At 70.6% G+C, this 22,188-nt stretch carries 15 protein-coding genes; 7 read left to right on the forward strand and 8 right to left on the reverse strand.

Features of this window, described 5'->3' with window-relative positions; all coding sequences use genetic code 11:
• Nucleotides 1-6 precede the first annotated feature (6 nt).
• From C8E87_RS10590 to C8E87_RS10605, 4 genes are all read left to right on the forward strand, one after another.
• Nucleotides 7-585 (forward strand): isochorismatase family protein, encoded by a 579-nt coding sequence (locus C8E87_RS10590; protein ID WP_133872926.1) that lies wholly within the window; start codon nt 7-9, stop codon nt 583-585.
• A gap of 50 nt (nt 586-635) precedes the next feature.
• A complete protein-coding gene (locus C8E87_RS10595) occupies nt 636-2,021 on the forward strand; it encodes an MFS transporter (RefSeq protein WP_239079964.1) in 1,386 nt (461 codons plus the stop codon).
• Between the two features lie 951 nt (nt 2,022-2,972).
• Nucleotides 2,973-3,293: a DMT family transporter gene (locus C8E87_RS10600; RefSeq protein ID WP_133872928.1), complete on the forward strand. Its 321-nt coding sequence runs from the start codon at nt 2,973-2,975 to the stop codon at nt 3,291-3,293.
• 464 nt (nt 3,294-3,757) lie between these two features.
• Nucleotides 3,758-4,237, forward strand: a complete 480-nt coding sequence (locus C8E87_RS10605; protein WP_239079961.1) for a TetR/AcrR family transcriptional regulator — start codon at nt 3,758-3,760, stop codon at nt 4,235-4,237.
• A 100-nt stretch (nt 4,238-4,337) separates the two neighbouring features.
• Here the strand turns inward: C8E87_RS10605 and ctaD are convergent, their stop codons facing one another.
• Nucleotides 4,338-6,092 (reverse strand): aa3-type cytochrome oxidase subunit I, encoded by a 1,755-nt coding sequence (gene ctaD, locus C8E87_RS10610; RefSeq protein ID WP_133872929.1) that lies wholly within the window; start codon nt 6,090-6,092, stop codon nt 4,338-4,340.
• 137 nt (nt 6,093-6,229) lie between these two features.
• On the reverse strand, nt 6,230-7,336 hold the full coding sequence (locus C8E87_RS10615; protein ID WP_133872930.1) for an FAD-dependent monooxygenase: 1,107 nt from the start codon (nt 7,334-7,336) through the stop codon (nt 6,230-6,232).
• Nucleotides 7,337-7,527: 191 nt separating this feature from the next.
• Between C8E87_RS10615 and C8E87_RS10620 the strand changes: the two genes are divergently transcribed.
• Nucleotides 7,528-8,667, forward strand: coding sequence for a DNA polymerase ligase N-terminal domain-containing protein (locus tag C8E87_RS10620; RefSeq protein ID WP_133872931.1), 1,140 nt, complete (start codon nt 7,528-7,530; stop codon nt 8,665-8,667).
• A gap of 61 nt (nt 8,668-8,728) precedes the next feature.
• Here C8E87_RS10620 and C8E87_RS10625 read toward each other — a convergent pair whose 3' ends face one another.
• On the reverse strand, nt 8,729-10,270 hold the full coding sequence (locus C8E87_RS10625) for a hypothetical protein (protein WP_133872932.1): 1,542 nt from the start codon (nt 10,268-10,270) through the stop codon (nt 8,729-8,731).
• Between the two features lie 281 nt (nt 10,271-10,551).
• On the opposite strand from C8E87_RS10625, the gene C8E87_RS10630 reads away from it, so the two are divergent.
• The gene (locus C8E87_RS10630; RefSeq protein ID WP_133872933.1) at nt 10,552-11,904 is read left to right on the forward strand and encodes an MGH1-like glycoside hydrolase domain-containing protein; all 1,353 of its coding nucleotides are present in this window, start codon (nt 10,552-10,554) and stop codon (nt 11,902-11,904) included.
• Nucleotides 11,905-11,907: 3 nt separating this feature from the next.
• Here the strand turns inward: C8E87_RS10630 and C8E87_RS10635 are convergent, their stop codons facing one another.
• The 4 genes from C8E87_RS10635 to C8E87_RS10650 all read right to left on the reverse strand — a co-directional run bounded on the left by C8E87_RS10635 (nt 11,908) and on the right by C8E87_RS10650 (nt 15,841).
• Entirely contained in the window at nt 11,908-12,993 is a 1,086-nt protein-coding gene (locus C8E87_RS10635) for an S-(hydroxymethyl)mycothiol dehydrogenase (RefSeq protein WP_133872934.1), read from the reverse strand.
• 19 nt (nt 12,994-13,012) lie between these two features.
• The gene (locus C8E87_RS10640; protein ID WP_133872935.1) at nt 13,013-13,519 is read right to left on the reverse strand and encodes a MarR family winged helix-turn-helix transcriptional regulator; all 507 of its coding nucleotides are present in this window, start codon (nt 13,517-13,519) and stop codon (nt 13,013-13,015) included.
• A gap of 210 nt (nt 13,520-13,729) precedes the next feature.
• Nucleotides 13,730-14,119, reverse strand: a complete 390-nt coding sequence (locus C8E87_RS10645; RefSeq protein WP_133872936.1) for a cupin domain-containing protein — start codon at nt 14,117-14,119, stop codon at nt 13,730-13,732.
• An 18-nt stretch (nt 14,120-14,137) separates the two neighbouring features.
• Nucleotides 14,138-15,841 (reverse strand): EAL domain-containing protein, encoded by a 1,704-nt coding sequence (locus C8E87_RS10650; protein ID WP_133872937.1) that lies wholly within the window; start codon nt 15,839-15,841, stop codon nt 14,138-14,140.
• A 381-nt stretch (nt 15,842-16,222) separates the two neighbouring features.
• Between C8E87_RS10650 and C8E87_RS10655 the strand changes: the two genes are divergently transcribed.
• Complete coding sequence (locus C8E87_RS10655) at nt 16,223-17,818, forward strand: restriction endonuclease (RefSeq protein ID WP_133872938.1); 1,596 nt, start codon at nt 16,223-16,225, stop codon at nt 17,816-17,818.
• 126 nt (nt 17,819-17,944) lie between these two features.
• Here the strand turns inward: C8E87_RS10655 and C8E87_RS10660 are convergent, their stop codons facing one another.
• The gene (locus C8E87_RS10660) at nt 17,945-22,132 is read right to left on the reverse strand and encodes a PDDEXK-like endonuclease domain-containing protein (RefSeq protein ID WP_133872939.1); all 4,188 of its coding nucleotides are present in this window, start codon (nt 22,130-22,132) and stop codon (nt 17,945-17,947) included.
• Nucleotides 22,133-22,188 lie beyond the last annotated feature (56 nt).

A 22,188-nucleotide genomic window follows, 5' to 3' on the forward strand; every position in this document is an offset into this window, starting at 1 on the left:
TGTCCCGTGACACGAGCGCTGATCATCGTCGACGTTCAGAACGACTTCTGCGAGGGCGGCTCGCTCGCCGTTTCCGGCGGGGGCGCCGTGGCCGCTGGCATCTCGCTGGTGCTCGACAAGGCCGGTGAGCGGTGGGACCACGTGGTCGCCACCAAGGACTGGCACATCGACCCCGGCAGCCACTTCAGCGACCACCCGGACTATCTCGACAGCTGGCCGCGGCACTGCGTGGTCGGCACGTCCGGCGCCGATTTTCACCCGGAGCTCCGCACCGACCGGGTCGAGGCGGTCTTCCACAAGGGCGAGTACAAGGCGGCGTACTCAGGGTTCGAGGGCAGGACCGAGGGCGGCGAGACCCTGGCCGCTTGGCTGCGCGAGCGGGATGTGACGGAAGTCGAAGTGGTGGGCATCGCCACCGACCATTGCGTACGGGCCACCGCGCTCGACGCCCGTGCCGAGGGATTCGCGACGACCGTGTTGCTGGAGCTCACGGCCGGTGTCGCCGCCGGCACGACGGCCGCCGCGCTCGAGGAGTTCCGTACGGCGTCGATCGAGACGACCGGTGAGCCGGTGGTCTCGTCCTGATTCCTGCCTGATCAAATAGTTGGTTTTTTGTCGTACCCCCGGGGCAGGATGTGGCCTCGGAGGTCAGGAACAACATGCGTCTCAAGCCTTACCGTGACACGCTCGCTCTACCCGGCATCAAGTCGCTGCTCTCGGTGGCGACGCTGGCGCGCATCCCCATCGCGGCCGGCGCCGTCGTGCTCACCCTGCACGTGGTCACCGACCTCGGGCGGGGTTACGGCGCGGCCGGCCTGATCGGCGCGGCGTTCACGATCGGCGGCTCGGTGGGCGCGCCCCTGATGGGCCGGCTGATCGACCGGCGCGGCCTACGGGTCGTGCTCGTGCTGACCACGGTGGCCGAGGTGCTGTTCTGGTCGCTGGCCCAGGCCGTGCCCTATTGGGCTCTGCTGGTCATGGCCCTGGTCGGCGGGTTCCTGTCGCTGCCGGCGTTCTCGGTGGCCCGCCAGTCGATCAGCGCGCTCACGCCCGAGGCGCAGCGGCTGCCCGCGTTCGCGCTCGACTCGATCTCGACCGAGCTGTCGTTCATGGCCGGGCCGGCGCTCGGCGTGCTGGTCGCCACGACCGCCGGGCCGCGCTGGGCGATGCTCATGCTCGCGGCCGGCATCCTGCTCTCCGGGCTTGGGCTCTGGCTGCTCAACCCGCCGGTTCGCGCCGCGCACGAGGCCCCGATCACGGCGGGCGAGCGGGTGCCACGGCGCAGCTGGCTCGGGCCGCGGTTCGTCGCCGTCCTGCTCGTGACGATGGCCGCCACCCTGGTGCTCTCGGGCACCGACGTGGCGCTCGTGGCCGTCCTGCGCGACAACGGCGAGCTGGGCTGGAGCGGCCTGGTGATGTCGCTGTGGGCGTTCTACTCGCTGCTGGGCGGCTTCGCCTACGGCACAATGCAGCGGGCCTTCCCGCCCGTGGTCATCCTGGCCCCGTTGGCCGTCACCACCATGCTGGTCAGCCTGGGCGAGGCCCACTGGTGGCTGATCGCCCTGCTCCTCATCCCGGCCGGCGCCCTCTGCGCCCCCTTGATCACCTCAACGGCCGACGCCATCAGCCGCATGATCCCCGCCGCCGCCCGGGGCGAGGCCATGGGCCTGCACAACTCGGCCCTCACCGTCGGCGTGGCCCTGGGCGGCCCCCTGGCCGGCTTCGCCGCCGACACCCTCTCCCCCCGCTGGGGTTTCGCCACAGTCGGCGGCGTGGGCGTCCTGATCGCCCTGCTGGTCCTCCCCACCGAGCTCCGCCGCCGAAGCGCCGCGCCCTTGGCGGCCGCTCCCACCACCGGCTCATCGAGCGCGGCGGAACCGGCCATCGCCGGCGCCACGCTCGCCGTCACCACCGCCGGCGGCACGTGCGCCGACCGCCCGAATGCCCCGCGACAGGCCACGGCGTACGACCACTCCGACACGTCCGGCCACGGCGACGCTCTGCCCACCGGCCGCCCCTGAACCACGTCGCTGCCCGCCCTGACCGCTCCCCGTGCGACCGGCAACACAGTTCCGGCCACCGCCGGCGCACGCCGACCGCCCCACCGCAGTACCACGACTTCCCGGCCGACCCGGCGGACCCGGATGTGCCCGGCGGACCCGGATGTGCCCGGCGGACCCGGATGTGCCCGGCGGACCCGGATGTGCCCGGCGGACCCGGATGTGCCCGGCGGACCCGGATGTGCCCGGTCCGGCGCCCAGTGGCGCCGGCACGCCCGGCCACAGCGACGCCTTCTGCTGCCCTACCTGGCCCCCGTCGTCGGCCTGGCCTCGGCTCACAAGGTCGGCTCGTTCCACAGGCGAACCCTCTCGCCGTCCCTGATCCTGTCTATCGCTGCGGCGGCCCGTCACCGCACCACCGATCAGTTCCCGGCCGCGCTCGCCACCACAGGCACAGTTCCCCGGCTGTATGCCCCGCGCCGCTGTTTGACTGCCTTCCCGGTCAGGGTCACGCCCCCGCAGGTACAATTCCCCGGCTGCATGCCCCGCGCGCCGCTGTTTCACTGCATCTTCCCCGTCAGGGTCACACCCCCGCAGGCACAATTCCCCGCCTGTATGCGCCTCGCGCCGCTGTTTGACTGCATTCCCGGTCAGGGTCTCGCCCCCGCCTGTATTGCCCCTCGCACCCATAGCATCCTAGGACCCTAGCCTGACTGTCCGTCGTCTTCGCCTTGAGCCGAGCAGCGCTGACCCCCAAGCGGCAGGGCGACCGCATCGGCACTACCCGCCCACCTCCCGGGCGCGCGCCAGGCGGACGCCGCCGGGGCGCCCGGGGCCTTCGACCGTCGCGTTTCGCCTGAGTGGCAGGTGTGGACCACTCCTGAGCTGCAGTGATGCAGCTCACACGGCACTCTCCCATTCATCTTGTACGGTCGTACTTGTACGTTCGTACAAGTTGAGAGAAGGAACGCCGTGCCGTACGTGTTTTTGCTGGTCGCCATCAGTGCCGAAGTTCTGGCGACGAGCATGCTGAAGTCGACGGAAGGCTTCTCTCGGCTCTGGCCGACGATCGGGTGCCTGGCTGGTTACGTGGTCTCGTTCGCCGCTTTGTCGCTTGTCGTTCGGGACCTGCCGGTCGGGGTGGTCTACGCGGTTTGGTCCGCCCTCGGGACCGCCGCCATCGTCGCCATCGGCGCGGTCTTCCTCGGCGAACCGCTCACGACGGTTAAGGTCGTCGGCGTCAGCCTGATCATCGCCGGCGTAGTGACCGTGAACCTGGGCGGTGCCCATTGAGCAATCCCGAGCCATCCCGGCGTCCCGCCTCCCCCGATGACCTGGCCACGCCAGGGATCGCAGGCCCGGAAGGAGCAGACGTGCGCAGCGGGAACAGCGCCGACAACGGCCGCGGTGGGGCTTCGATCGGGGAGGCTCCAGGTGCCCCCGTTTCAACTACCGGAGCTCCGAGCGATGGGGCTGTGGGTGACGGGGCTTCCCACGGTGGCAGTGGCAGTAGCGACGCTCTGGGTGGCGAGTCGCAGGGCGGGTCCGGCGCGGGCCCGGGACGGCGTCGCGCGGACCGGGCGAGTGACGCGCCGGCGAAGCCGAGGCGACGGCGCAGCGATCGGGATCCCCTGCACGACGACAGTCCGGCGCCTGGCCGGCCCGCGCGGCGGCGCAGCGACGGGGAGCCGCGGCGGCCTCAGCGAGCTCGGGACCCGGAGGCGCGGCGGCGGGCTCTGGCCGCGGCGGCGCTCGAGGTGATCTCGGAGTCGGGGCTGGCAAGGACATCACATCGGGCCGTCGCCGCCAAGGCCGATCTTCCACTGGGCGCGACCACGTACTACTTCCCCACGCTCGACGACCTGATCGCGGCGGGATTGCAGCTGGCGGCGGCCGACCTGCAGGCCGACTTCGAACGGTGGGCCGAACGGCTCGGGAACGCCACCGACATCCCGTACGCGGTCGCGGAGCTGATCGCCGAATACCTCACCGACCGTCAGCGCGCCCAACTCGAATGCGAGCTGTACGTGGCGGCAGCTCGGGACGCCGCCCTACGCCCCCTGGCCATGGCCTGGCTCAGCGGCATGCGCAACCTGCTCGAACCGCACCTGGGGGTGGCCGCCACCCGTGACGTGATAGCCCTCTTCGACGGCGTCACGCTCCAGGCCCTGATCACCGGTCGTGACGTCGACGGGGAGGCTCTGGCCGCCACCATCCGCCGCCTGACAACGCCGTAGGGCCGGCACGGTCCCGCTCGGAGTGCGGACCGGGAAGATCGCGCGGGTGGAGGTCAGCGAAACGGCCCGCCCTCAAGGAGGACGGGCCGGTTCAGGATGTTCAGTTGTGGTTGGCGCCGGTGTCTTCGGGGTAGGTGGCGCCGCCGTCGGATTCCCTGGTCAAGGGGCGGGCGCCGCCCTCCGGCGGGCCGGCGAGGGACTGCTCGCCCGCGGCCAGTTCGGGGAACTTGGCGTCGAAGGCCGGGCGCTCGGAGCGGATGCGCGGCATGCGGTCGAAGTTGCGCAGCGGCGGCGGGGACGACGTGGCCCACTCGAGCGAGTTGCCGTGGCCCCACGGGTCGTCGACGGTCACGACCTGGCCGACCTTGTACGACTTCCAGCAGTTGTAGATGAACGGCAGTGTCGACAGGCCGAGCACGAACGAGCCGATCGTCGAGAACGTGTTCAGGAACGTGAACCCGTCGGTCTCGAGGTAGTCCGCGTACCGCCGGGGCATGCCCTCGGTGCCGAGCCAGTGCTGCACCAGGAACGTCGCGTGGAAGCCGATGAACGTCAGCCAGAAGTGAATCTTGCCGAGGCGCTCGTCGAGCATCCGCCCGAACATCTTCGGGAACCAGAAGTAGATGCCCGAGAAGACCGCGAACACGATCGTGCCGAACAGCACGTAGTGGAAGTGCGCGATCACGAAGTACGAGTCGGAGACGTGGAAGTCGATCGGCGGGGAGGCCAGCAGCACGCCGGACAGACCGCCGAACAGGAACGTCACCAGGAAGCCGATCGCGAACAGCATCGGCGTCTCGAAGCTGATCTGGCCCCGCCACATCGTGCCGATCCACACGAAGAACTTCATGCCGGTCGGAACCGCGATGAGGAAGCTCAGGAAGCTGAAGAACGGCAGCAGCACCTGGCCGGTGACGAACATGTGGTGCGCCCACACCGACATCGACAGCGCGGCGATCAGCAGGGTGGCGGCGACCAGGCCCTTGTACCCGAAGACCGGCTTGCGGCTGAAGACCGGGATGACCTCGGTGATGATGCCGAAGAACGGCAGCGCCACGATGTACACCTCGGGGTGGCCGAAGAACCAGAAGAGGTGCTGCCACAGCATCGGGCCGCCGGTGTCCACGTCGAAGACGTGCGCACCGAGCACGCGGTCGGCGGCGAGGGCGAACAGCGCGGCCGCCAGGAACGGGAAGACCATGATCACCAGGAGGCTGGTGACGAGGATGTTCCACGTCATGATCGGCATGCGGAACATCGTCATGCCGGGTGCCCGCAGCGTCAGGATCGTGGTGATCAGGTTGACGCCGCCGAGGATCGTGCCCAGACCCGAGAGGGCCAGGCCGACCACCCACATGTTGCCGCCGATGCCCGGCGAGTGCAGCGAGTCGCTCAGCGGCGTGTAGGCGAACCACCCGAAGTCGGCCGCGCCACCTGGGGTGAAGAAGCCGCTGATGGTGATCGTGCCGCCGAACAGGTAGAGCCAGTACGCGAACGAGTTCAGCCGCGGGAACGCCACGTCGGGCGCGCCGATCTGGATCGGCACCACGAAGTTGGCGAACGCGAAAACGATCGGCGTCGCGAAGAACAGCAGCATGATCGTGCCGTGCATCGTGAACAGCTGGTTGTACTGCTCAGGGGAGAGCACCTGCATGCCCGGGCGCGCCAGCTCGGTGCGCATCAGCAGCGCCATGAGGCCGCCGAGCATGTAGAACACGAAGGCCGTGATCATGTACATGATCCCGATCTGCTTCGCGTCCGTCGTGCGCAGGATTCGGGCTAGCGCCGAACCCTTGACCTGCCGCCTGACCGGGTAAGGCCGGGTCACGATCGGCTTAGGCGCAACGGTCGTCACGAATAGCCTCCGTTGTCTCGTTCGTCCCACTCAGTACGCCAGAGAGGAAAGGCGTACCTCGCAGGCAGAATAGTCCCCCGCTCACCCCCCGCGGGCGGGGGGTGACCAAAGAGGTCAACAACGGTGCGTGCTCGCGCTCAGGCGGGCTGGACCAGGGGACGGTAGTGGTCCGAGAAGATCCGCAGGCCACGCCTGCGGAGCATCGGGTCCCGCATGGCGGGTGGCATGTCACGGGTGCGGTCGCGCTCACGGGTGCGTTCACGCATGCCCGAGCAGCGGGGGCGACGGCGATTCTCGTACGCGGCGAGGGCCGCCGGCACGTCGTCGCCGGCTTTACGCAGCTCTTCGCCGAGGACGACCGCGTCTTCGAAGGACATCGCGGCGCCCTGGGCGAGGGTCGGAGCGGTGGCGTGGGCAGCATCACCGACCAGCACCACCGGACCACGCGACCAGGCGTCGAGCACGACCTCGTCGGTGCGGGCGACCTGGACCTTCTCGATCGCGTTGAGGATCGCCGGCACCGGGCCGCCGAAACCGTCGAACAGCTCGCGCACCCGGGCCGGCGGGTCGTCCGGATTGGGCGCGTCGGGAGCCGTCTCGTCGGCGTGGAGGTAGAGCTTGCGGCTGCCCATCGGCATCACGACGAACGACGACCGGCGCCCGAGCAGGGCCGTCCAGTCGCTGAGCGGCGGCCCGCCGGAGACCACGGAGCGATAGACGATCTGGCCGGTCGGCGTGGCCGCGCCACCCAGCCCGGCCTTGGCCCGGATCGTCGAACGGCGACCGTCGGCCCCGACGACCAGGTCGTACTCGGCGACGCTGCCGTCGGCGAACTCGACCTTGGCGGTGCGGTCGAAGACCTCAAGATCCCGTACGGCGGTGTCGTAACGAACCTCACCACCCACCCCGGTGAGCAGGACCTGCTGCAGGTCGGCCCGGGAGAGGGCCCGTGACTCGCCGACACCGGCCCAGAGCGCCGCCACATCCATCTCGAAGAGCTCGCGGCCACGGGAGTCGAGGAAGATCTGCCGGAAGATGAGGTCACCGAGGGGACGCAGGGGCGCGTCGAGCCCGAGCTGACGCAGGGCCCGCGACGCGTTGCCGGGAAGGTAGATGCCGGCGCCGGGGAGCATGGTGGCCGGCAGTTCCTCGACCACGTCGGGGCGGAAGCCCGCGAGGCGCAGGGCCCGCGCGACGGCGAGCCCGGCGATTCCGGCGCCCACCACCAGGATGCGCAACGTCATCGCAGCCTTGCCTCCCACCCGTCGGACACGCGTTGGAGCCAAGACACTACCCCGAGCCACCGCCGGGCAAAACCCGCGATCATCGAGGAGTCCGAATTGTTCGGAAGGCTCGCATTGCAGTCACTCTCGCACGAGGGTACGACGAATTACGCCGGTGTATTTTCCCCCGCCCCGGGAGAACACTGGAAGACATGACCGACCGTCTCGCCGACTATCGCCGCAAAAGAGACGCCTCCCGCACGCCCGAGCCCGTTCCCGGAACGGATAACTCCGGCGAGTCGGACACGCAGGAGAAACGGTCGGCGAGCGGGCGGAAGAAGGCGCGTGGCCGGGAGGCGGCGGCTGGTGGGCGGTTCGTCATCCAGCAGCATCATGCGCGGAGCCTGCACTGGGATGTGCGGCTGGAGCACGACGGTGTGCTGGTGTCGTTCGCGGTGCCGCGGGGATTGCCTCGCGACCAGCACCGCAACAACCTGGCCAAGCACACCGAGGACCATCCGCTCGAATATCTGAGCTTCTCGGGGGAGATCCCGGCCGGCGAGTACGGCGGCGGCCGGATGACGATTTTCGACAGCGGCACGTACGAGGTGGACAAGTGGCGCGACGACGAGATCGGCGTCACCTTCCACGGGGAGCGGGCCACCGGGCGCTACGTCTTCTTCCAGACCGGCGGCAACGACTGGATGGTCCGCCGGATGGATCCACCCGAACCGGGCTGGGAGACGATGCCCGAGGTGGTGCCGCCGATGCTGCCGACCCGCGCCGCCCACCTGCCGGGCGAGGACGCCGAGTGGGGCTACGAGATGGCCTGGGGCGGCCGGCGCGTCGTCGCGTACGTCTCGGGCGGCCGGGTGCGCCTGCTGGACGCCGACGGCAATGAGGTGACGTCGTGGTATCCGGAGATCCGGCCGCTGGGGCCGCAGCTGGCGCCGATCGAGGCCGTGATCGACGGCGAGGTCGTCGCCTTCGCGGAGGCGCGGCCCGATCCGGCCCTGTTGGAGCGGCGCAAGCAACCGAAGGACTCGGCCGCGGCCCGGCGCGCCGCCGAGCGCACCCCGGTGCATTTCCTCGCGTACGACCTGCTCTGGCTGGAGGGCCACAGCACGGTCGAGGCGGTGCGGTACGCCGAGCGCCGGGAACTGCTGGAGGGGCTGGCGGTCAACGGCGACAACTGGCAGACCCCGCCCTTCTTCCCGGGCGGCGGCGAGTTCGCCCTGGAGGCGGCCGCGGCCCAGGGCCTGGCCGGCGTCGTGGCCAAGCGCCTCGACTCCCCTTACCTGCCCGGCCGCCGCAGCCGGCTCTGGCTGACCATCAGCGCCGGCGCCGGGTAAGAAAGCCGGGTGAGAAGGCGCAGACGCGGGAAGACACGTGCGGCGAGCAGCCGTCCCGAGATCAGCTCCGACGCCGGGTGAGCAGGAACGCTCCCGCCCCGCCCAGCACGAGCAGCAACCCGACCGCGACCAGCCCCGCCGCCGCCGGCCCGGTGATGGGCAGCCCACCACCGCCGCCGGAGCCGCCCGATCCGCCGGGCGCCGCAACGGGCGGGTTGATCACGACCGCCGCCGTGTTGTTGGCCTTGTTCAGCTCCTCGGCCGGCGCGCCGACCGCCACCGCGCCGCGGGCGCCCGTGACGACCTTGTCCATCCGCAGGCCGAAATCGAAGCTGAGGGTGCCGCCGACCTTGAGCAGGTTGTAGAAGTCGCAGCTGTAACGCAACTCGCCGGGTTCGCCGCGCCGGGTCTCGTCGACCTTGCCGCTGCTGGCCATCGGCGCGCAGAGCTCCGGCACCTTCACCGCGGTGGCGCCGTTGGGCACGTAGAAGCGCACGGTCGGCCAGCCGGGGTTGACCCGGCTGCGGTCGAGAGCGGCGGGCCCGTTGTTGCGCAGCCCGACCGGAACGGTGACGACCGCCCCTTTCTTGCCGCGTGCCGTGACGCCGACGGCGGCCAGGTCGGTCGACTGCTCACCGGTGACGGTCAGCTTCATGCCGTGCGACGTGTACCCGGTCACGGCCTGCGGCGGCCCCGCCTTGGCCGTGGTGACCTCGGTCAGCCGCAGCACCCCGCCTTTGCCGGCCGCGCCCAGCCGGCCGAACCCGCCCTTGAGCACGTACTGCCGGAAGTCGGCGAACTCCTCGTCGGTCATCCACTGCCACCCGGCGTACTGCTCGCTGGGGGCCGCGGTGTCCTGGCGCACCCGCATCGGCAGGGTGACCCGGTAGGTGACTCCGGGGGCGAGCGTCTGCGGGAAGACGCACGAGGTCAGCACGCCCTCGAGGTAGGAGCAGTTGCTGAACTGCGTACGGGACTGGAAGGCGTACTGGGCGGAAGCCACGATCGCCGTGCCCTGGGCCGGCACGGTGGACGAGTTGGTGATCGTCAGCGGGGTGTCGATGGTCGCGCCGGGAGCGGCCGAGCGTTCCTTCTCGGGGTCGACGGCGGTCAGCGTGACACCCTCGCCCACGACGATCTTGGCGGTGCGCCTGACCGGGGCGTAGCCCTTCACGGTCATGGTCGCGCTGAGCGTGGCCGTCTGCCCGGCCGTGGCGCCCTCGGCCACCTGGACGTAGCCGACCACACCGGAGTCGACACCCTCGGGGGTGAGCCTGTCGACCATCGGGCCGCAGGTCAGCTCGAGCAGGTCGGCGATGTCGACGCTGCAGTTGTTGGGGTGCCCCGCCTCCTGCAGGGTGAAGGCGGCAGGCTGGTTGATCAGCTCGTACTTGAGGCTGACCGCGTTGCTCGCCACGGGCAGCGGGCGGTCGGCGAAGAGCAGCGTGTAGATGAGGGCCGAGGAGCCCGGCGCCAGCGTGTAGCTCTTGACGAAGAAGTCGACCTTGGCCTTGGCCGCGGCCTGGGCCGGCGCCGCCCAGGCGAAGAGCAGGGCCAGCGCGGCAAGACCGGCCAGCAGACGCCGAAGAACAGGTGGACGCATCGGACTCCTCCGTAGGCCCGGCAACATCGCAAGCGCCCGCAGCATAGAGAGGCGCGAGCCCGCCCGTTGCCCCGAGACCAAATCGTTATCTCAGCGGCGCGCGAAGTCAGGTTGAATCCGTCCGCCCGGCGCACCGGCAGTCCGTGCCCCCAGCGCGGCTTCCGGGTTCCCTTTCATCAGCCCCCCGGCTCCCGATGAAGGGTTTACCGGTGACCGCAGCGGAAAGGTCTTCTGTTTAGATGCACGCCGACAGCCCCCCACTCCCCGGACCGATGACCGAGATGTCTGCTGAACTCTGGAACTCCGCCGCCCGCGTCCTCGAGATCAACTGGCAGGACGACCACATGGTCCCGTCCCGTCGGCTCTATCCGCACCAGTGGAGCTGGGACGCCGCCTTCATCGCGGTCGGACTGGCCTACGTCAACCCGGCTCGGGCCTGGCGTGACCTGCGCAGCCTGTTCGAGGCGCAGTGGCCGGACGGGCGGGTTCCGCACATCGTCTTCGACCCCGCGACCGCCGAGGCCGACTACTTCCCGGGCCCCGCGTTCTGGTCCGTTCCCCCGTACGCGAACCGTCCCGCCCACGGAAGCACCGGGATCGTTCAGCCTCCCCTGCACGCGGTGGCGGCCTGGGAGGTTTATCGGCGGGCCTCCGCGCACGGGGCGGCCCACGTCCAGCAGGCGTACGGGGAATTGGAATGGCTTTATCCCCGTCTGGTGGCCCAGCAGGACTATCTGACGACGCGCCGCGATCTGGGTGGCGGTGGACTGGCCGCGCTCGTGCACCCGTGGGAGTCCGGGCTCGACAACAGCCCGTCCTGGGACGCCGCGATGGCCAACGTGCCCGCCGACATGTCGCTGCTGACCACGTTCCGCCGGCGTGACCTCGACGTGGCCGACGCCGCGCACCGCCCGACCGATCGCGACTACGCCCGGTACGTCGGCCTGGTTCTGAGTTATCGCGCCGAGCAGTACTCGGACACCGACCTGCTGAGCCGGCACGCGTTCGCCGTCGAGTGCCCGTCGTTCAACGCGATCCTGGGCGCGGCCGAGCTGGCGCTGGCCCAGATCGCGGCGGTGCTCGGGCTGGCCGCCGAGTCGGAGGCGCACCGGGAGCGGGCCCAGCGGATCACCAACGCCCTCATCAAGCGCCTGTGGAACCCGGACACGCGGACGTTCCACGCGCGTGACGTGCGCACCGGCACGCTCAGCGCGGCGCACAGCGTGAGCGGCCTGATGCCGTTGATGCTGCCCGACCTGCAGCCCGAGCAGGTCGCGGGCGTGCTGGCCGAGGCCCGGTCGGAAAGGTTCGGGCTGCCCGACGAGACCGGTTTGCCGGTGCCCAGCTACGACCGGACGGCGCCCGACTTCGACACCCAGCGTTACTGGCGCGGGCCGGTCTGGATCAACGTGAACTGGCTGCTGCGCCGCGGCCTGCTGACCCACGGCCTGCGCGACGAGGCCGAGGACCTGCGGGCGGCGATGGTACGGCTGGTGCACCGCAACGGCCACTTCGAGTATTTCCACCCGAAGAACGGCGAGGGCCTGGGCGCGCCCACGTTCAGCTGGACCGCCGCCCTGGCCCTCGACCTGCTCGCCGACCGTTCCGTGCCGGCGTACGCAAAAGCAGGGTGACCCTCAGAAGACGACCACGGAGCGCAGCACGCCGCCCGTGTGCATCTTTTTGAAGGCGTCCTCGACCTGGCCGAGCGGGATCTCCTCGGTCACGAACGCGTCCAGGTCGAGGCGTCCCTGCAGGTAGAGCTCGGTCAGCATGGGGAAGTCACGGGTGGGCAGGCAGTCGCCGTACCAGCTGGACTTGAGCGCGCCGCCTCGCCCGAAGACCTCGAGCAGCGGCAGCTCGATCTTCATGTCGGGGGTGGGCACGCCGACCAGCACCACCGTGCCGGCCAGATCACGGGCGTAAAAGGCCTGCTCGTACGTCTCGGGGCGGCCCACAGCCTCAACCACGACATCGGCGCCGAAGCCGCCGGTCAGCTCCTTGACCTTTTCGACCACGTCGACGCCACGGGCATTCACAACATGCGTCGCGCCGAACTTCCGGGCCCACTCCAGCTTCTGGTCGTCGGTGTCGATCGCGATGATCGTGGTGGCCCCGGCCAGCGCCGCCCCGGCCACCGCGCCGTCGCCGACCCCGCCGCAGCCGATCACCGCGACCGAGTCGCCACGGGTCACGCCGCCGGTGTTGATCGCCGCGCCGATGCCGGCCATGACGCCGCAGCCCAGCAGGCCGACGGCGGCGGCGCGGGCCCGCGGGTCGACCTTTGTGCACTGTCCCGCGTGCACCAGCGTCTTTTCGACGAACGCGCCGATGCCCAGCGCCGGGGACAGCTCGGTCCCGTCCTCGAGGGTCATCTTCTGGGTGGCGTTGTGGGTGGCGAAGCAGTACCACGGCTTGCCCTTGTTGCAGGCGCGGCAGTTGCCGCAGACCGCCCGCCAGTTCAGCACCACGAAATCACCCGGGGCGACGTCGGTGACCCCGGCGCCGACCGACTCGACCACGCCGGCCGCCTCGTGCCCGAGCAGGAACGGGAAGTCGTCGTTGATGCCGCCCTCGCGATAGTGCAGGTCGGTGTGGCACACCCCGCACGCCTGGATCGCGACGACGGCCTCGCCGGGCCCGGGATCGGGAATCACGATCGTGGTGAGCTCGACGGGGGCACCCTTGCTGCGGGCGATGACGCCCTGCACTCGCTGACTCATGGGCCCAGCGTAGATGCGATCACGCGCATGGGTCAGAGGTCGCGGGGATGCGGATGTCGAGCGGCTGGTCGAGCAGCGCGTCGGCCAGCTTGGCCAGCTGGCGCACCTGGGCCGGGGACAGCCGGTCGAAGACGAGCTGCTGCACGGCCTCGACGTGCCCGGGCGCCGAATCCCTGATCTTGTCGAAGCCGTCGCCGGTGAGCACGGCGATCTGCACCCGGCCGTCGTCGGGGTCGCGCTCGCGGCGCACCCAGCCGTGGCCTTCGAGGCGGGCGACGACGTGCGACAGGCGGGACAGCGACGCGGTGACGGACTTGGCCAGCTTGCTCATGGCCAGCCGGCGGTCGGGTTGCTCGCTGAGCCGGACCAGGACGATGTAGCCCATGTGGGTCAGCCCGGCGTCGCGCTGCAACTGAGCCTCGAGCGCCGCGGGCACCTTGATCAGCACTTCGACGAAGCGGCGCCACGTCTGTTGCTGCTCGTCGGTCAACCACCGCGGCTCGGCCGCGCCAGAAGGCTCTGTCATGCAGGAAGGTTAGTGGCGGGCCGGGCTCAGGTCACGATCCGGGTCAAGGTTGCCCCGGACGTGTGCCAGATTGATCGACGTGCGGCGTTGTCCCTAGTACGCTCCGGCTTTGACCTACCCGGGGGCCGGCCGAAGCGGCACGGCGCCGGCACCGGTTCGGCTGGGGGGCCACGACCGGTGCCGGCGCCGTGCTCATATCCGCGGCGCCGCTCAGCCCTGCGGCGGCTCGTCCTTGCCGGCTTCCTCCAGCGCGTCGGCCTCTTCCTTCGTCTTGTGCACGGCGCCCTCGGCGTGCTCCGGCGGGCCGTAGACGGTGTAGAGCACCAGCGGGTTGGGGCCGGTGTTGAGGAAGTTGTGCTTGCGCCCGGCCGGCACCACGACGAGGTCACCCTGGGTGACCTTACGCTCCTGGCCGGACACGATGGCCTTGCCGGTGCCGCTGACGAAGGTGAGGATCTGATCCACCTCGTGGACCTCCTCGCCGATCTCGCCGTCCGGCGGAATCGTCATGATGACCAACTGGGTGTGCTTGCCGGTCCAGAGCACGCGGCGGAAATCCGGGCTCTCCTCGGCGACGGTGGCGATTGTGAAGTGCTCCATGGCCTTGGTGTACCCAGCTCAGGACGTATGCAATCGGCCCTCGGCGACCGGGGCCGGACGGCCGATCAGATAGCCCTGCACGTAGTCGACGCCCAGCTCGCGCAGCAGCCGCAAGGTGGGTTCGTCCTGCACGAACTCGGCCACGGTGTGGATCCCGTACGCCTGGCAGACCTGCACCAGCGCCCGCACGAGCACCTGGTCCTGCGGGCTGTCGACCAGGTCGACCACGTACTCCCCGTCGATCTTGACGAGGTCGATCGGGAAGATCCGCAGATAGCGGAAGGACGCGTAACCCGAGCCGAAGTCGTCCAGCGCCAGCTCGCAGCCGAGATCGCGGATCCGGTCGGCGAACCGCCGGGCCTCGCTCAGGTTGCCGATCAGGGCCGTCTCGGTGATCTCGAACGTCAGCTGCTCGGGCTTGACCCCGTACCGGTCGATCAGCCTCTCGACCTCGTCGGTCAGCCGCGGATCGCCGACCGAGCGGCCCGACAGGTTGATCTGCAGGCAGCGGCCGGGCTGCTCGGCGGCGAGCTGCATGGCCCGCTCGACAACCCACAGGTCGATGTCGAAGACCGCGTCCAGACGCTCGGCGATGTCGAGCACCTGGATCGGCGACTGCGGGCCGCCGGCCTCGTCGAGCACCCGCAGCAGCAGCTCGTGCCGGGTGATCTCGTTGCTCTGCAGTTCGAGGATCGGCTGGGCGTAGAGCGTGAAGCGGTCGGTGTCGAGCGCGTCGGCGACCCGGCTGCGATAGGAACCCTGCCGGTCGCGGGCCGGCACCGGGTGGGCGATCAGGGTCAGCGGCACGGCGGCCTCGCGGGACTGACGCCACGCGTGCTCGGCGTCGATCAGCAGCTCGTGGCTGCCGGCGTCACCGTCGGGGGTGAACCGTACGAGCCCGCCCCACGCCTGCGCGCGCAGCCAGGTGTCGGGCAGCACGAAGGTCTGCGACCGCAGCGCCTCGACCAGCAGGTCGGACTCGCGCCGCGCCATCGGCCAGGAGGTGCCCGGCAGCAGCACGGCGATCTCGTTGGGCCCGACCCGGCCGAGCAGGGCGCCCTGCTGCATCACGCCCTCGAGCACCCGGGCGGCCCGCTGCAGCAGGTTGGCGTTGCGTTCCGGGCGCAGGTGCTCGCCGTCCAGGTCGGACGGTTCCGGCTGTACCCGGATGACCAGCACCGCTCCCCCGCCGCGGCGCAGGGCACGGTCGATCTCGTCGGCGAACCGGGCCCGGGTGAGCAGGCCGGTCTCGGGGTCGATCTCGACAACGGAGGCCTGCACTGTCTCGCCGCGGCGGGCCAGCCTGTCGATCTCGCGGCGGGCTCGTTCGCGGTCCGAGACGTCGGTCACCGTGCCCCGGATGCCGCGGACAGTGCCGTCGGGACTCTTGACCGGGTCGAGCCGGCAGTCCACGTCGAACCACCCGCCGTCGGTCCGCAACAGCCGGATCGTCGTACGGACGGGACCGCTCGTCGTCCACGCCTTGGTGATCGCGGCCAGCGCCTCGGCGTGGTCGTCGCGATGCACGTAACGGATCAGGGCCTTGCGGCTCACCTCGTCGTACGCGGGTGGGTCGCCGAGCATCGCGCGCAGCGCCGCCGACCACACGATCCGGTCGCCGGTTGCCGTGTAGGAGAACCAGGCGGGGCGGTCGTCGACGGGGTTGCGCTGCGCGGGAAGCCGCGGCGCCGGCGCATGCTGATGCTCATCGGGTGCGGCCATGCGCCCGCCACCTCCCCCCACAACGTCCCCAGACCCCGGAACTATTACGACCCGTCACGCGGCCGATATAACAGTGGACAGCCGCGGCAAAGTTTCGGCGGTCGTCCCCCCACACCGTCGAGCAGCAGGTTCTCGCCCGATCAGAGTAGGGAAATACCTGATCGGTTGACCACTGCGCTGTGTGGTTGGCACCGGGATTTAACGTCCCATCCATGACAGACAGTCACTGCTCGTGGCGGTTGTGGAACCTTGAGCGACTGCTACCCGCCTGACGCCTCCACCATGCACGCCATGTCACACCAACGAAGCGCCGCGTAAGGAGATCCCTTACGGCTGGATATGGTGGCATTGACCGACGCGGACAGCGAATGAGGGCGAGGAATGGGCATCATTCGGGACATGCAGCGGGTGCACGCCACCCAGGCGTTCGCCGATCAGCGGGCCAACACGGCGGCCGCGCAGCAGCGCGACCTGATCCGGCGCAACGCCGACCTGGCGATCGCCGCCGCGCAGCAGGCCGCGGCCGACGCCGACCGCAAACGCGAGCACCAACGGCTCTACCACGAGGCCAAGACGGCCGACGCGGCCGTGGCCAACGCCGAGATCCGGGCCCGGCTCAGCGACCTCGACGCGCTGCTGCTCTCCACCCTGGACGTCGATGACCACATCGACCTGCAGGTGTTCAAGAAACCGGTGGTGGCGCCGCCGTTCGACCCGGGTCCGCTGGCCCGCCCGCTGCCCGAGCCGCGCTGGGACAGTTACGTGCCGCCGCAGCCGCGCGGCGTCGGCAAGATCATCGGTGGGGACCGTCTGCGTCAGCAGCAGAACGCCAGCGCGTTGCGGGCCTTCGAGGACGCTCGGGCCCGGTGGTCCGAGGCCGAGGAGCGGCGCAAGGCCCAGCTCGAGGCGCGCCGGAGGGCGTACGAGGAAAGTCTGCGCAAGCACGAGGCAAAGGTCGCGGCCTACAACGCCGAGGTCGATCGGTTCGCGAAAGCGGTCGCCGACGCCGACCCGGCCTCCGTCGTGGAGTACTTCGCGATGGTGCTCGGCAACTCCGTCTACCCCGACGACTTCCCGCAGCATTTCCGGCTGGCCTACCTGCCCAAACAGCGCCACCTGCTGATCGAGTACCACCTGCCGCCGGTCGAAGTGGTGCCGCACGTCAAGGACTACCGCTACGACCGGTTCCGTGACGACCTGACCGCCGTGCCGCGCGACGAGACCGAGATCCGCCGGCGATACGTCGAGGTGATCGCCCGGGTCACGCTGCGCACGATCCACGAGGTGATCGAGGCGGACCGCGGCGGCCTGGTCCGGCAGGTCTCGTTCAACGGCATCGTCGACACGATCGACCGCCGCACCGGCCGGTTCGTGCGGCCCTGCCTGGTGTCGATCCAGACCGAGCGGGACACCTTCGCCGCCATCAAGCTGCGCCGGGTCGACCCGGTGGCCTGCGTGAAGCATCTCGAGGGCGCGCTCTCGGCCCAGCCCGACGAGCTGACCGCCGTACCCGAGAAGATCGACTTCGACCGGGACGCCGACCGGGACTTCACCGAGGAGTTCAACGTGCTGGCCGAGATCGACGAGCGGCCCAACCTGGTAGCCCTGACCGACACCCAGTGGGAGCAGCAGCTGGCCGACCTGTTCGGGATCATGGGGCTGCAGATGGGCGCACCGGCCCGCGGCGAGCTCGGCACACGGTGGCTCGCGACCGACCCGCGACCGATCTTCGGCGGGCCCGTGGTGATCTTCGCGAACCGCGGCGCGGCGTCCGGGGCGGCCGCCGTGCACGCCCTGGCCGGCGCGGTCACGGCGGCCGGGGCGACCAAGGGGATCCTGGTGTCGCTGGGCGGCATCGAGCCCGCGGCGTACGAGGCCGTGGCGGGCCGCCCGCTCGAGCTGATCGACGGCCCGGCCCTGGTCACGCTGCTCTCCAACTACTGCCGCGTCAAAGCCCGGATCGAACTGACGGCGTGAACCACCTCCGATCGGGTGGTCGGATGCTGTGAGCGGATTCCGGAGCCGGCAAACGCGGGCCGGCCGGCTCCGGATCCACGACCGCCGGGGGTCGGCGGCAGCGATAGCCGCCCACCTGGTTGAGATCTAGCCGATCGTGGTGGCGAGGCGGGCCTGTGGGGTGATGCCGAGCTCGGCGACGCGCTGCCACACCGGGGCCATCGCGACCTCGGGCTCGCGGGCGTAGATGCTGCCCCGGATCCGCACGAACACGCAGTTGCCGACCCGCTCCAGCACCGCCTGGCGGCGCATGTCGCTCTCCCACTGCTCCGGGCCGTGGTACGCGTCGCCGTCGCACTCGATCGCGAGCCGCCGCCCGTCCGGGGCGTGCAGCACGAAGTCGATGCGGTAGGCGCCGATCCGGAACTGCGGTATCGGCCGGAACCCGCGGGCCACCAGCCGGCCCAGCACATCCCGTTCGAAGTCGCTCTCGCAGCGGACGGCCAGGTCGGCGAGCTCCTCGGCGGGGGCCAGATTCAGCGCGTACGTGAGAAGCAGCCCCCGCGCGTCGTCGGCCGGCAACGACCCGGGCCGTACGGAGTGATAGATCCACAACTGGTCTCGCGCTCGCGAGGCGGCGACGTTGACCCGGCGGTGGTACTCGCGCCGGGTGAACGCGGCCACCTTGGGGTCGTTGTCCGAGACCACCATGGACACCAGCACGATGTCGCGTTCGTCACCCTGGAACGTGTACGCGTCGCCGACCCGCAACCGCCTTGCCTGGATCTCGTCCTCGCCGATCGTTTCGCGCAGCTGGTGCAGCAGGTAACCGGCCTGGCCGCTGGTCGAGAGCATCGAGATCACGCCGAGCGTCCGGCCGTCGTACGCCGGGTCTTTCACGATCGCCGCCACCTGCTCGACCAGCGCGTCGGCCTCGGCCACGTTGACGTCGCCGAACCCGCTGAGCGACTGGCGCACCCCGGACGGCAGGAAGACCGTACGGATCGGGGCGAACGCCGGCCGGTCCGCGCGCAACGGCATGATCTTGCCGTCGTAGTAGTGCCGCGACGAGAACTCGATGATCTGCGGCACGCAGCGGAAGTGCTCGGTCAGCAGGATGCGCTCGGGCGAACGGCGTACGGCGTGGTCGTAGAGCGACGACTCGGGGTCGAAGTGCTCGGCCGAGGGCACGTCGTCCAGGTGGGTGTGGATCAGGCCGGCCACCGGGCCGACGAAGCCCAGCTGGGGGCCGATCTGCTGGTCGTCGCCGACCACGACGGCCCGTTCGGCCAGCGAGAGCACCGGCAGCGCGAACAGGTCGGCCTGCGACGCCTCGTCGACGATCACCACGTCGAAACGCGCGCCGCCGGCGAACTGCTCGATCGCGCGGTCGACCGACATGACCCAGACCGGCACCGCCTCGACGGCCGACTCCATGGCGCGCTGCGCGTGCGCCTGCCAGGCCGCGGCGTTGCGTCCGGTGCCCTTGCCGATCTTGCGAAGCGCGGTGGTCCAGTCGGCCAGCGCGGCTCGCCGCCGGTCGTCGAGGCTGCGTGACACCTCGAGCCAGGCCGACGCCACCACCAGCTCGGCGGTGCGGCGGCGGATCTTGTCGCGGGCGTTCTCGACCCGTTTGGCCAGCACGGCGGGGTCGACGCTGCCGATCACCTCGTCGAACCAGGTCTGCGTGCGCCGCCACTGCCACGCGTCCAGACAGGCCTGGCCCGACACCGCCGGGACCTGGCCGGCCTCGATCCGGGCGGCCCACTCGGGAGCCTCCACGGCCAGTTTGTCCAGTTTGTCGCGGAAGCCTTCCGCGGCTGGGCGCAATTGCGACAAACGCCTCACTTCGGCCAGCTCGTCGTCCCAGCCTTCCAAGGTCTCCCAGGCCTTGGCGACGTGGGGCCAGGGCTTGAGGCGTTCCCCGATTCGCTTTTGTCGAATATGTTCGGCATCCAGGTCGTAAACCGCGGGGGCCGCGTCGAGCAGCTCGGCCACGGCGGCCAGGCGCCCGGGCTCAAGGTCAAGTTCGTGTTGCGGTACGAGGTGTGACAGCCGCTCGGCCAGCGCGGGCCAGTGCCGGACGTCCCAGTCGAGGGACTGTCCCGCCTCGGCGAGCAGCGCGCCGGCCCAGACCTCGGGATCACCCCAGCCGCCGGGCGGATCGGCGATGGCCAGACGCTGCCGCCACTCCGACCAGTGGCCGCCCAGCCGCTGCCGGGCCTGCGCGCGCCGCACCCACGCCGCCACCACGTCGACGTCCTCGATCGTGCGCAGCGGCTCGCCGTCCACGCGTACCTCGTCGGCCAGGCGGAACAACCCGGATTGGAGCAGCCGGCTCAGACCGCGGCCGGTCGCGAACCGCTGCCGGACCTCGGCCAGCTGGGCCAGCAGACGTTTCGGCTCGGCGGCGTACGGGCCGGGAACCTGGAGGTGATGACCGGCGAGCGACCTGGTCAGGGTGGCGAGTTCGGCCAGCAGCGCCTCGGTGGCGGCCACGTGGTCGGTCCAGATCGTGCGCCAGTGCGGGTCGGTGAGCAGGCGGCCGAGGCGATCCGTCCAGGTGCCCTCGCGGCGGCGCAGCCAGGTCAGGGCGTCGTGCAGGTCGTCCCGTACGGCGGCGACGTTGTTGTCCCGTACGGCGGGAATGTCCAGACCTTGCCCGGCGAGCGCGTCCACCACCCGCTGCAATTCGGCCGTTTCGTCGCGAGCCCGCCGCTCGTCCTCGGCCGTCGGAAGATCGTCGACGGCCGGGAGCGGTTTGAGCGCCTCCGACTTGTCGGCACTGGACAGGCTGTTTGCCAGCTCCAGCAGGGTGGCGAACTCGCGGGCGTCCAGCGGCGGCGGGCCGGACACCGGGTCAGGGATGCCGCCCTGGGCCGCTGCCCGCTCCCGCAACCAGGCCCCGACCTCGACCGGCGTGAGCGGGGCGCCGTCGATCACGTACGTGACCGCCTCGTTCTCGGCGATCGCACGCAGGCCGCCGAGCGCCGTCGCCAGCTCGCGCTCCGCCTCCTCCAGCAAAGAGGTGAGACGCTCGACCCGGCGCGCCTCGGCCGCCTTGTCCAGCGTGGCCGCCCGGTCGGACAGCTCCCGGGCCGCAAGCTGCAGCTGCACGAGCTGGTCGGTGGTGCGGCCCAGCACGGCCAAGCAGAGCGAGCGGACCTCCTCGGGCAAGCCGTCGCGGAGCACCCGCAACGGGTCCTCCTTCTGCGCGACGACCAGCACCCGCATGCCGTTCGCCATCAGGTGGCAGATGAGGTTGCGGATCGTGTGGGTCTTGCCGGTGCCGGGCGGGCCCTGCACGGCGACGTTGCGATGCTGGGCCAGGCGGCGCGCGATGGACTCCTGGGCCTCGTTGGTGGGCAACGGCATGAGCAGGCGCTCGCCGACCCGCTGCCACCGCTCGGGCTCGTCACCGGGCATCCGCAGCTTGCTGGGCTCGTGCGCGACGACGGCGGCGAGCGAGCCGACAGCCTCGGTGTCGCCGGACAGCAGGCGATCACGCAGGTTCTCGAGGAAACCGCGCAGGAGCCGCTGCTTGGGGCGGGCGAAGAGCACGCCGACGTCCTTGATGTGCGGCCGATGATCCTCGTCCGTGATCAACCGGTCGTACCCGAGGCGGCCGAGGGCCCGCTCGAACAGCTCCCGCCGGTCGAGGTCGTTCCACAGGTCGACCTCCAGCGTGCCGGCCGGACCGGCCAGGGCCACGAGCTGGCTCAGATAGCGGTCGTCGACGCCGTTGAGGGCATCGGTCTGCAGGCGCGACGGACCCGCCGGCGACACCGTGATCATCGAGCGGTCCGGCTCGTACTCGATCAGCACCGGCGTCGCGACCAGCGGATAGAGGACACGCTCGCCGTTGATCACGGTTTCCAGCAGGCCGTGGCCCCAGACCAGCTCGGTGGTGGCCGCGGTCATGTCGAGCTGGTGCATGAGGTCGAACAGCCGGCGGTGCAGCGCCCGGGTCTTCTCGGCCTCGCCGGTCGTGTACGCCCAGGGCCGCCAGACCTCGTCGCGCCAGGTGGTGAACTCCTCGTCGTCGCCGTCGTACGTCGGCTCCTGCTCCACCGCGGTGCTCACATCACGGCGGAGCGCGGCCGGCACCGCGACCGGAGGGGGCAGATCGGGCAGCCCCACCCGCAGCCAGGACGGGCCGTCGGCGGGCAGGCCGAGCTCACACGACGGATGGTCGGGCAGCGCGTCCAGCCGGAGGGCATCGGCGGGCACAGTCCGTGCGGGGCGTTCCATCTGAGCCCGTACGGAAAGCAGATAGTCGGCGACCGCAACGGCCCTGTCCCGAATCGTGGTGGGCGACTCCTGTTGCTCGGCCATCCTCCGAAGTTTAGAACGCCCGGTCTCGCTCCCTTTTCGCGGCGACGGCCAGGGCG

It is taken from the genome of Paractinoplanes brasiliensis (genome assembly GCF_004362215.1).
Lineage (GTDB): Bacteria > Actinomycetota > Actinomycetes > Mycobacteriales > Micromonosporaceae > Actinoplanes > Actinoplanes brasiliensis.

Coding starts and splice junctions, on each gene's coding strand:
- C8E87_RS10615 (WP_133872930.1), bottom strand. CDS start 7,336: ATGACGTTGCGCATCCTGGTGGTGGGCGCCGGAATCGCCGGGCTCGCC.
- C8E87_RS10620 (WP_133872931.1), top strand. CDS start 7,528: ATGACCGACCGTCTCGCCGACTATCGCCGCAAAAGAGACGCCTCCCGC.
- C8E87_RS10625 (WP_133872932.1), bottom strand. CDS start 10,270: ATGCGTCCACCTGTTCTTCGGCGTCTGCTGGCCGGTCTTGCCGCGCTG.
- C8E87_RS10630 (WP_133872933.1), top strand. CDS start 10,552: ATGTCTGCTGAACTCTGGAACTCCGCCGCCCGCGTCCTCGAGATCAAC.
- C8E87_RS10635 (WP_133872934.1), bottom strand. CDS start 12,993: ATGAGTCAGCGAGTGCAGGGCGTCATCGCCCGCAGCAAGGGTGCCCCC.
- C8E87_RS10640 (WP_133872935.1), bottom strand. CDS start 13,519: ATGACAGAGCCTTCTGGCGCGGCCGAGCCGCGGTGGTTGACCGACGAG.
- C8E87_RS10645 (WP_133872936.1), bottom strand. CDS start 14,119: ATGGAGCACTTCACAATCGCCACCGTCGCCGAGGAGAGCCCGGATTTC.
- C8E87_RS10650 (WP_133872937.1), bottom strand. CDS start 15,841: ATGGCCGCACCCGATGAGCATCAGCATGCGCCGGCGCCGCGGCTTCCC.
- C8E87_RS10655 (WP_133872938.1), top strand. CDS start 16,223: ATGGGCATCATTCGGGACATGCAGCGGGTGCACGCCACCCAGGCGTTC.
- C8E87_RS10660 (WP_133872939.1), bottom strand. CDS start 22,132: ATGGCCGAGCAACAGGAGTCGCCCACCACGATTCGGGACAGGGCCGTT.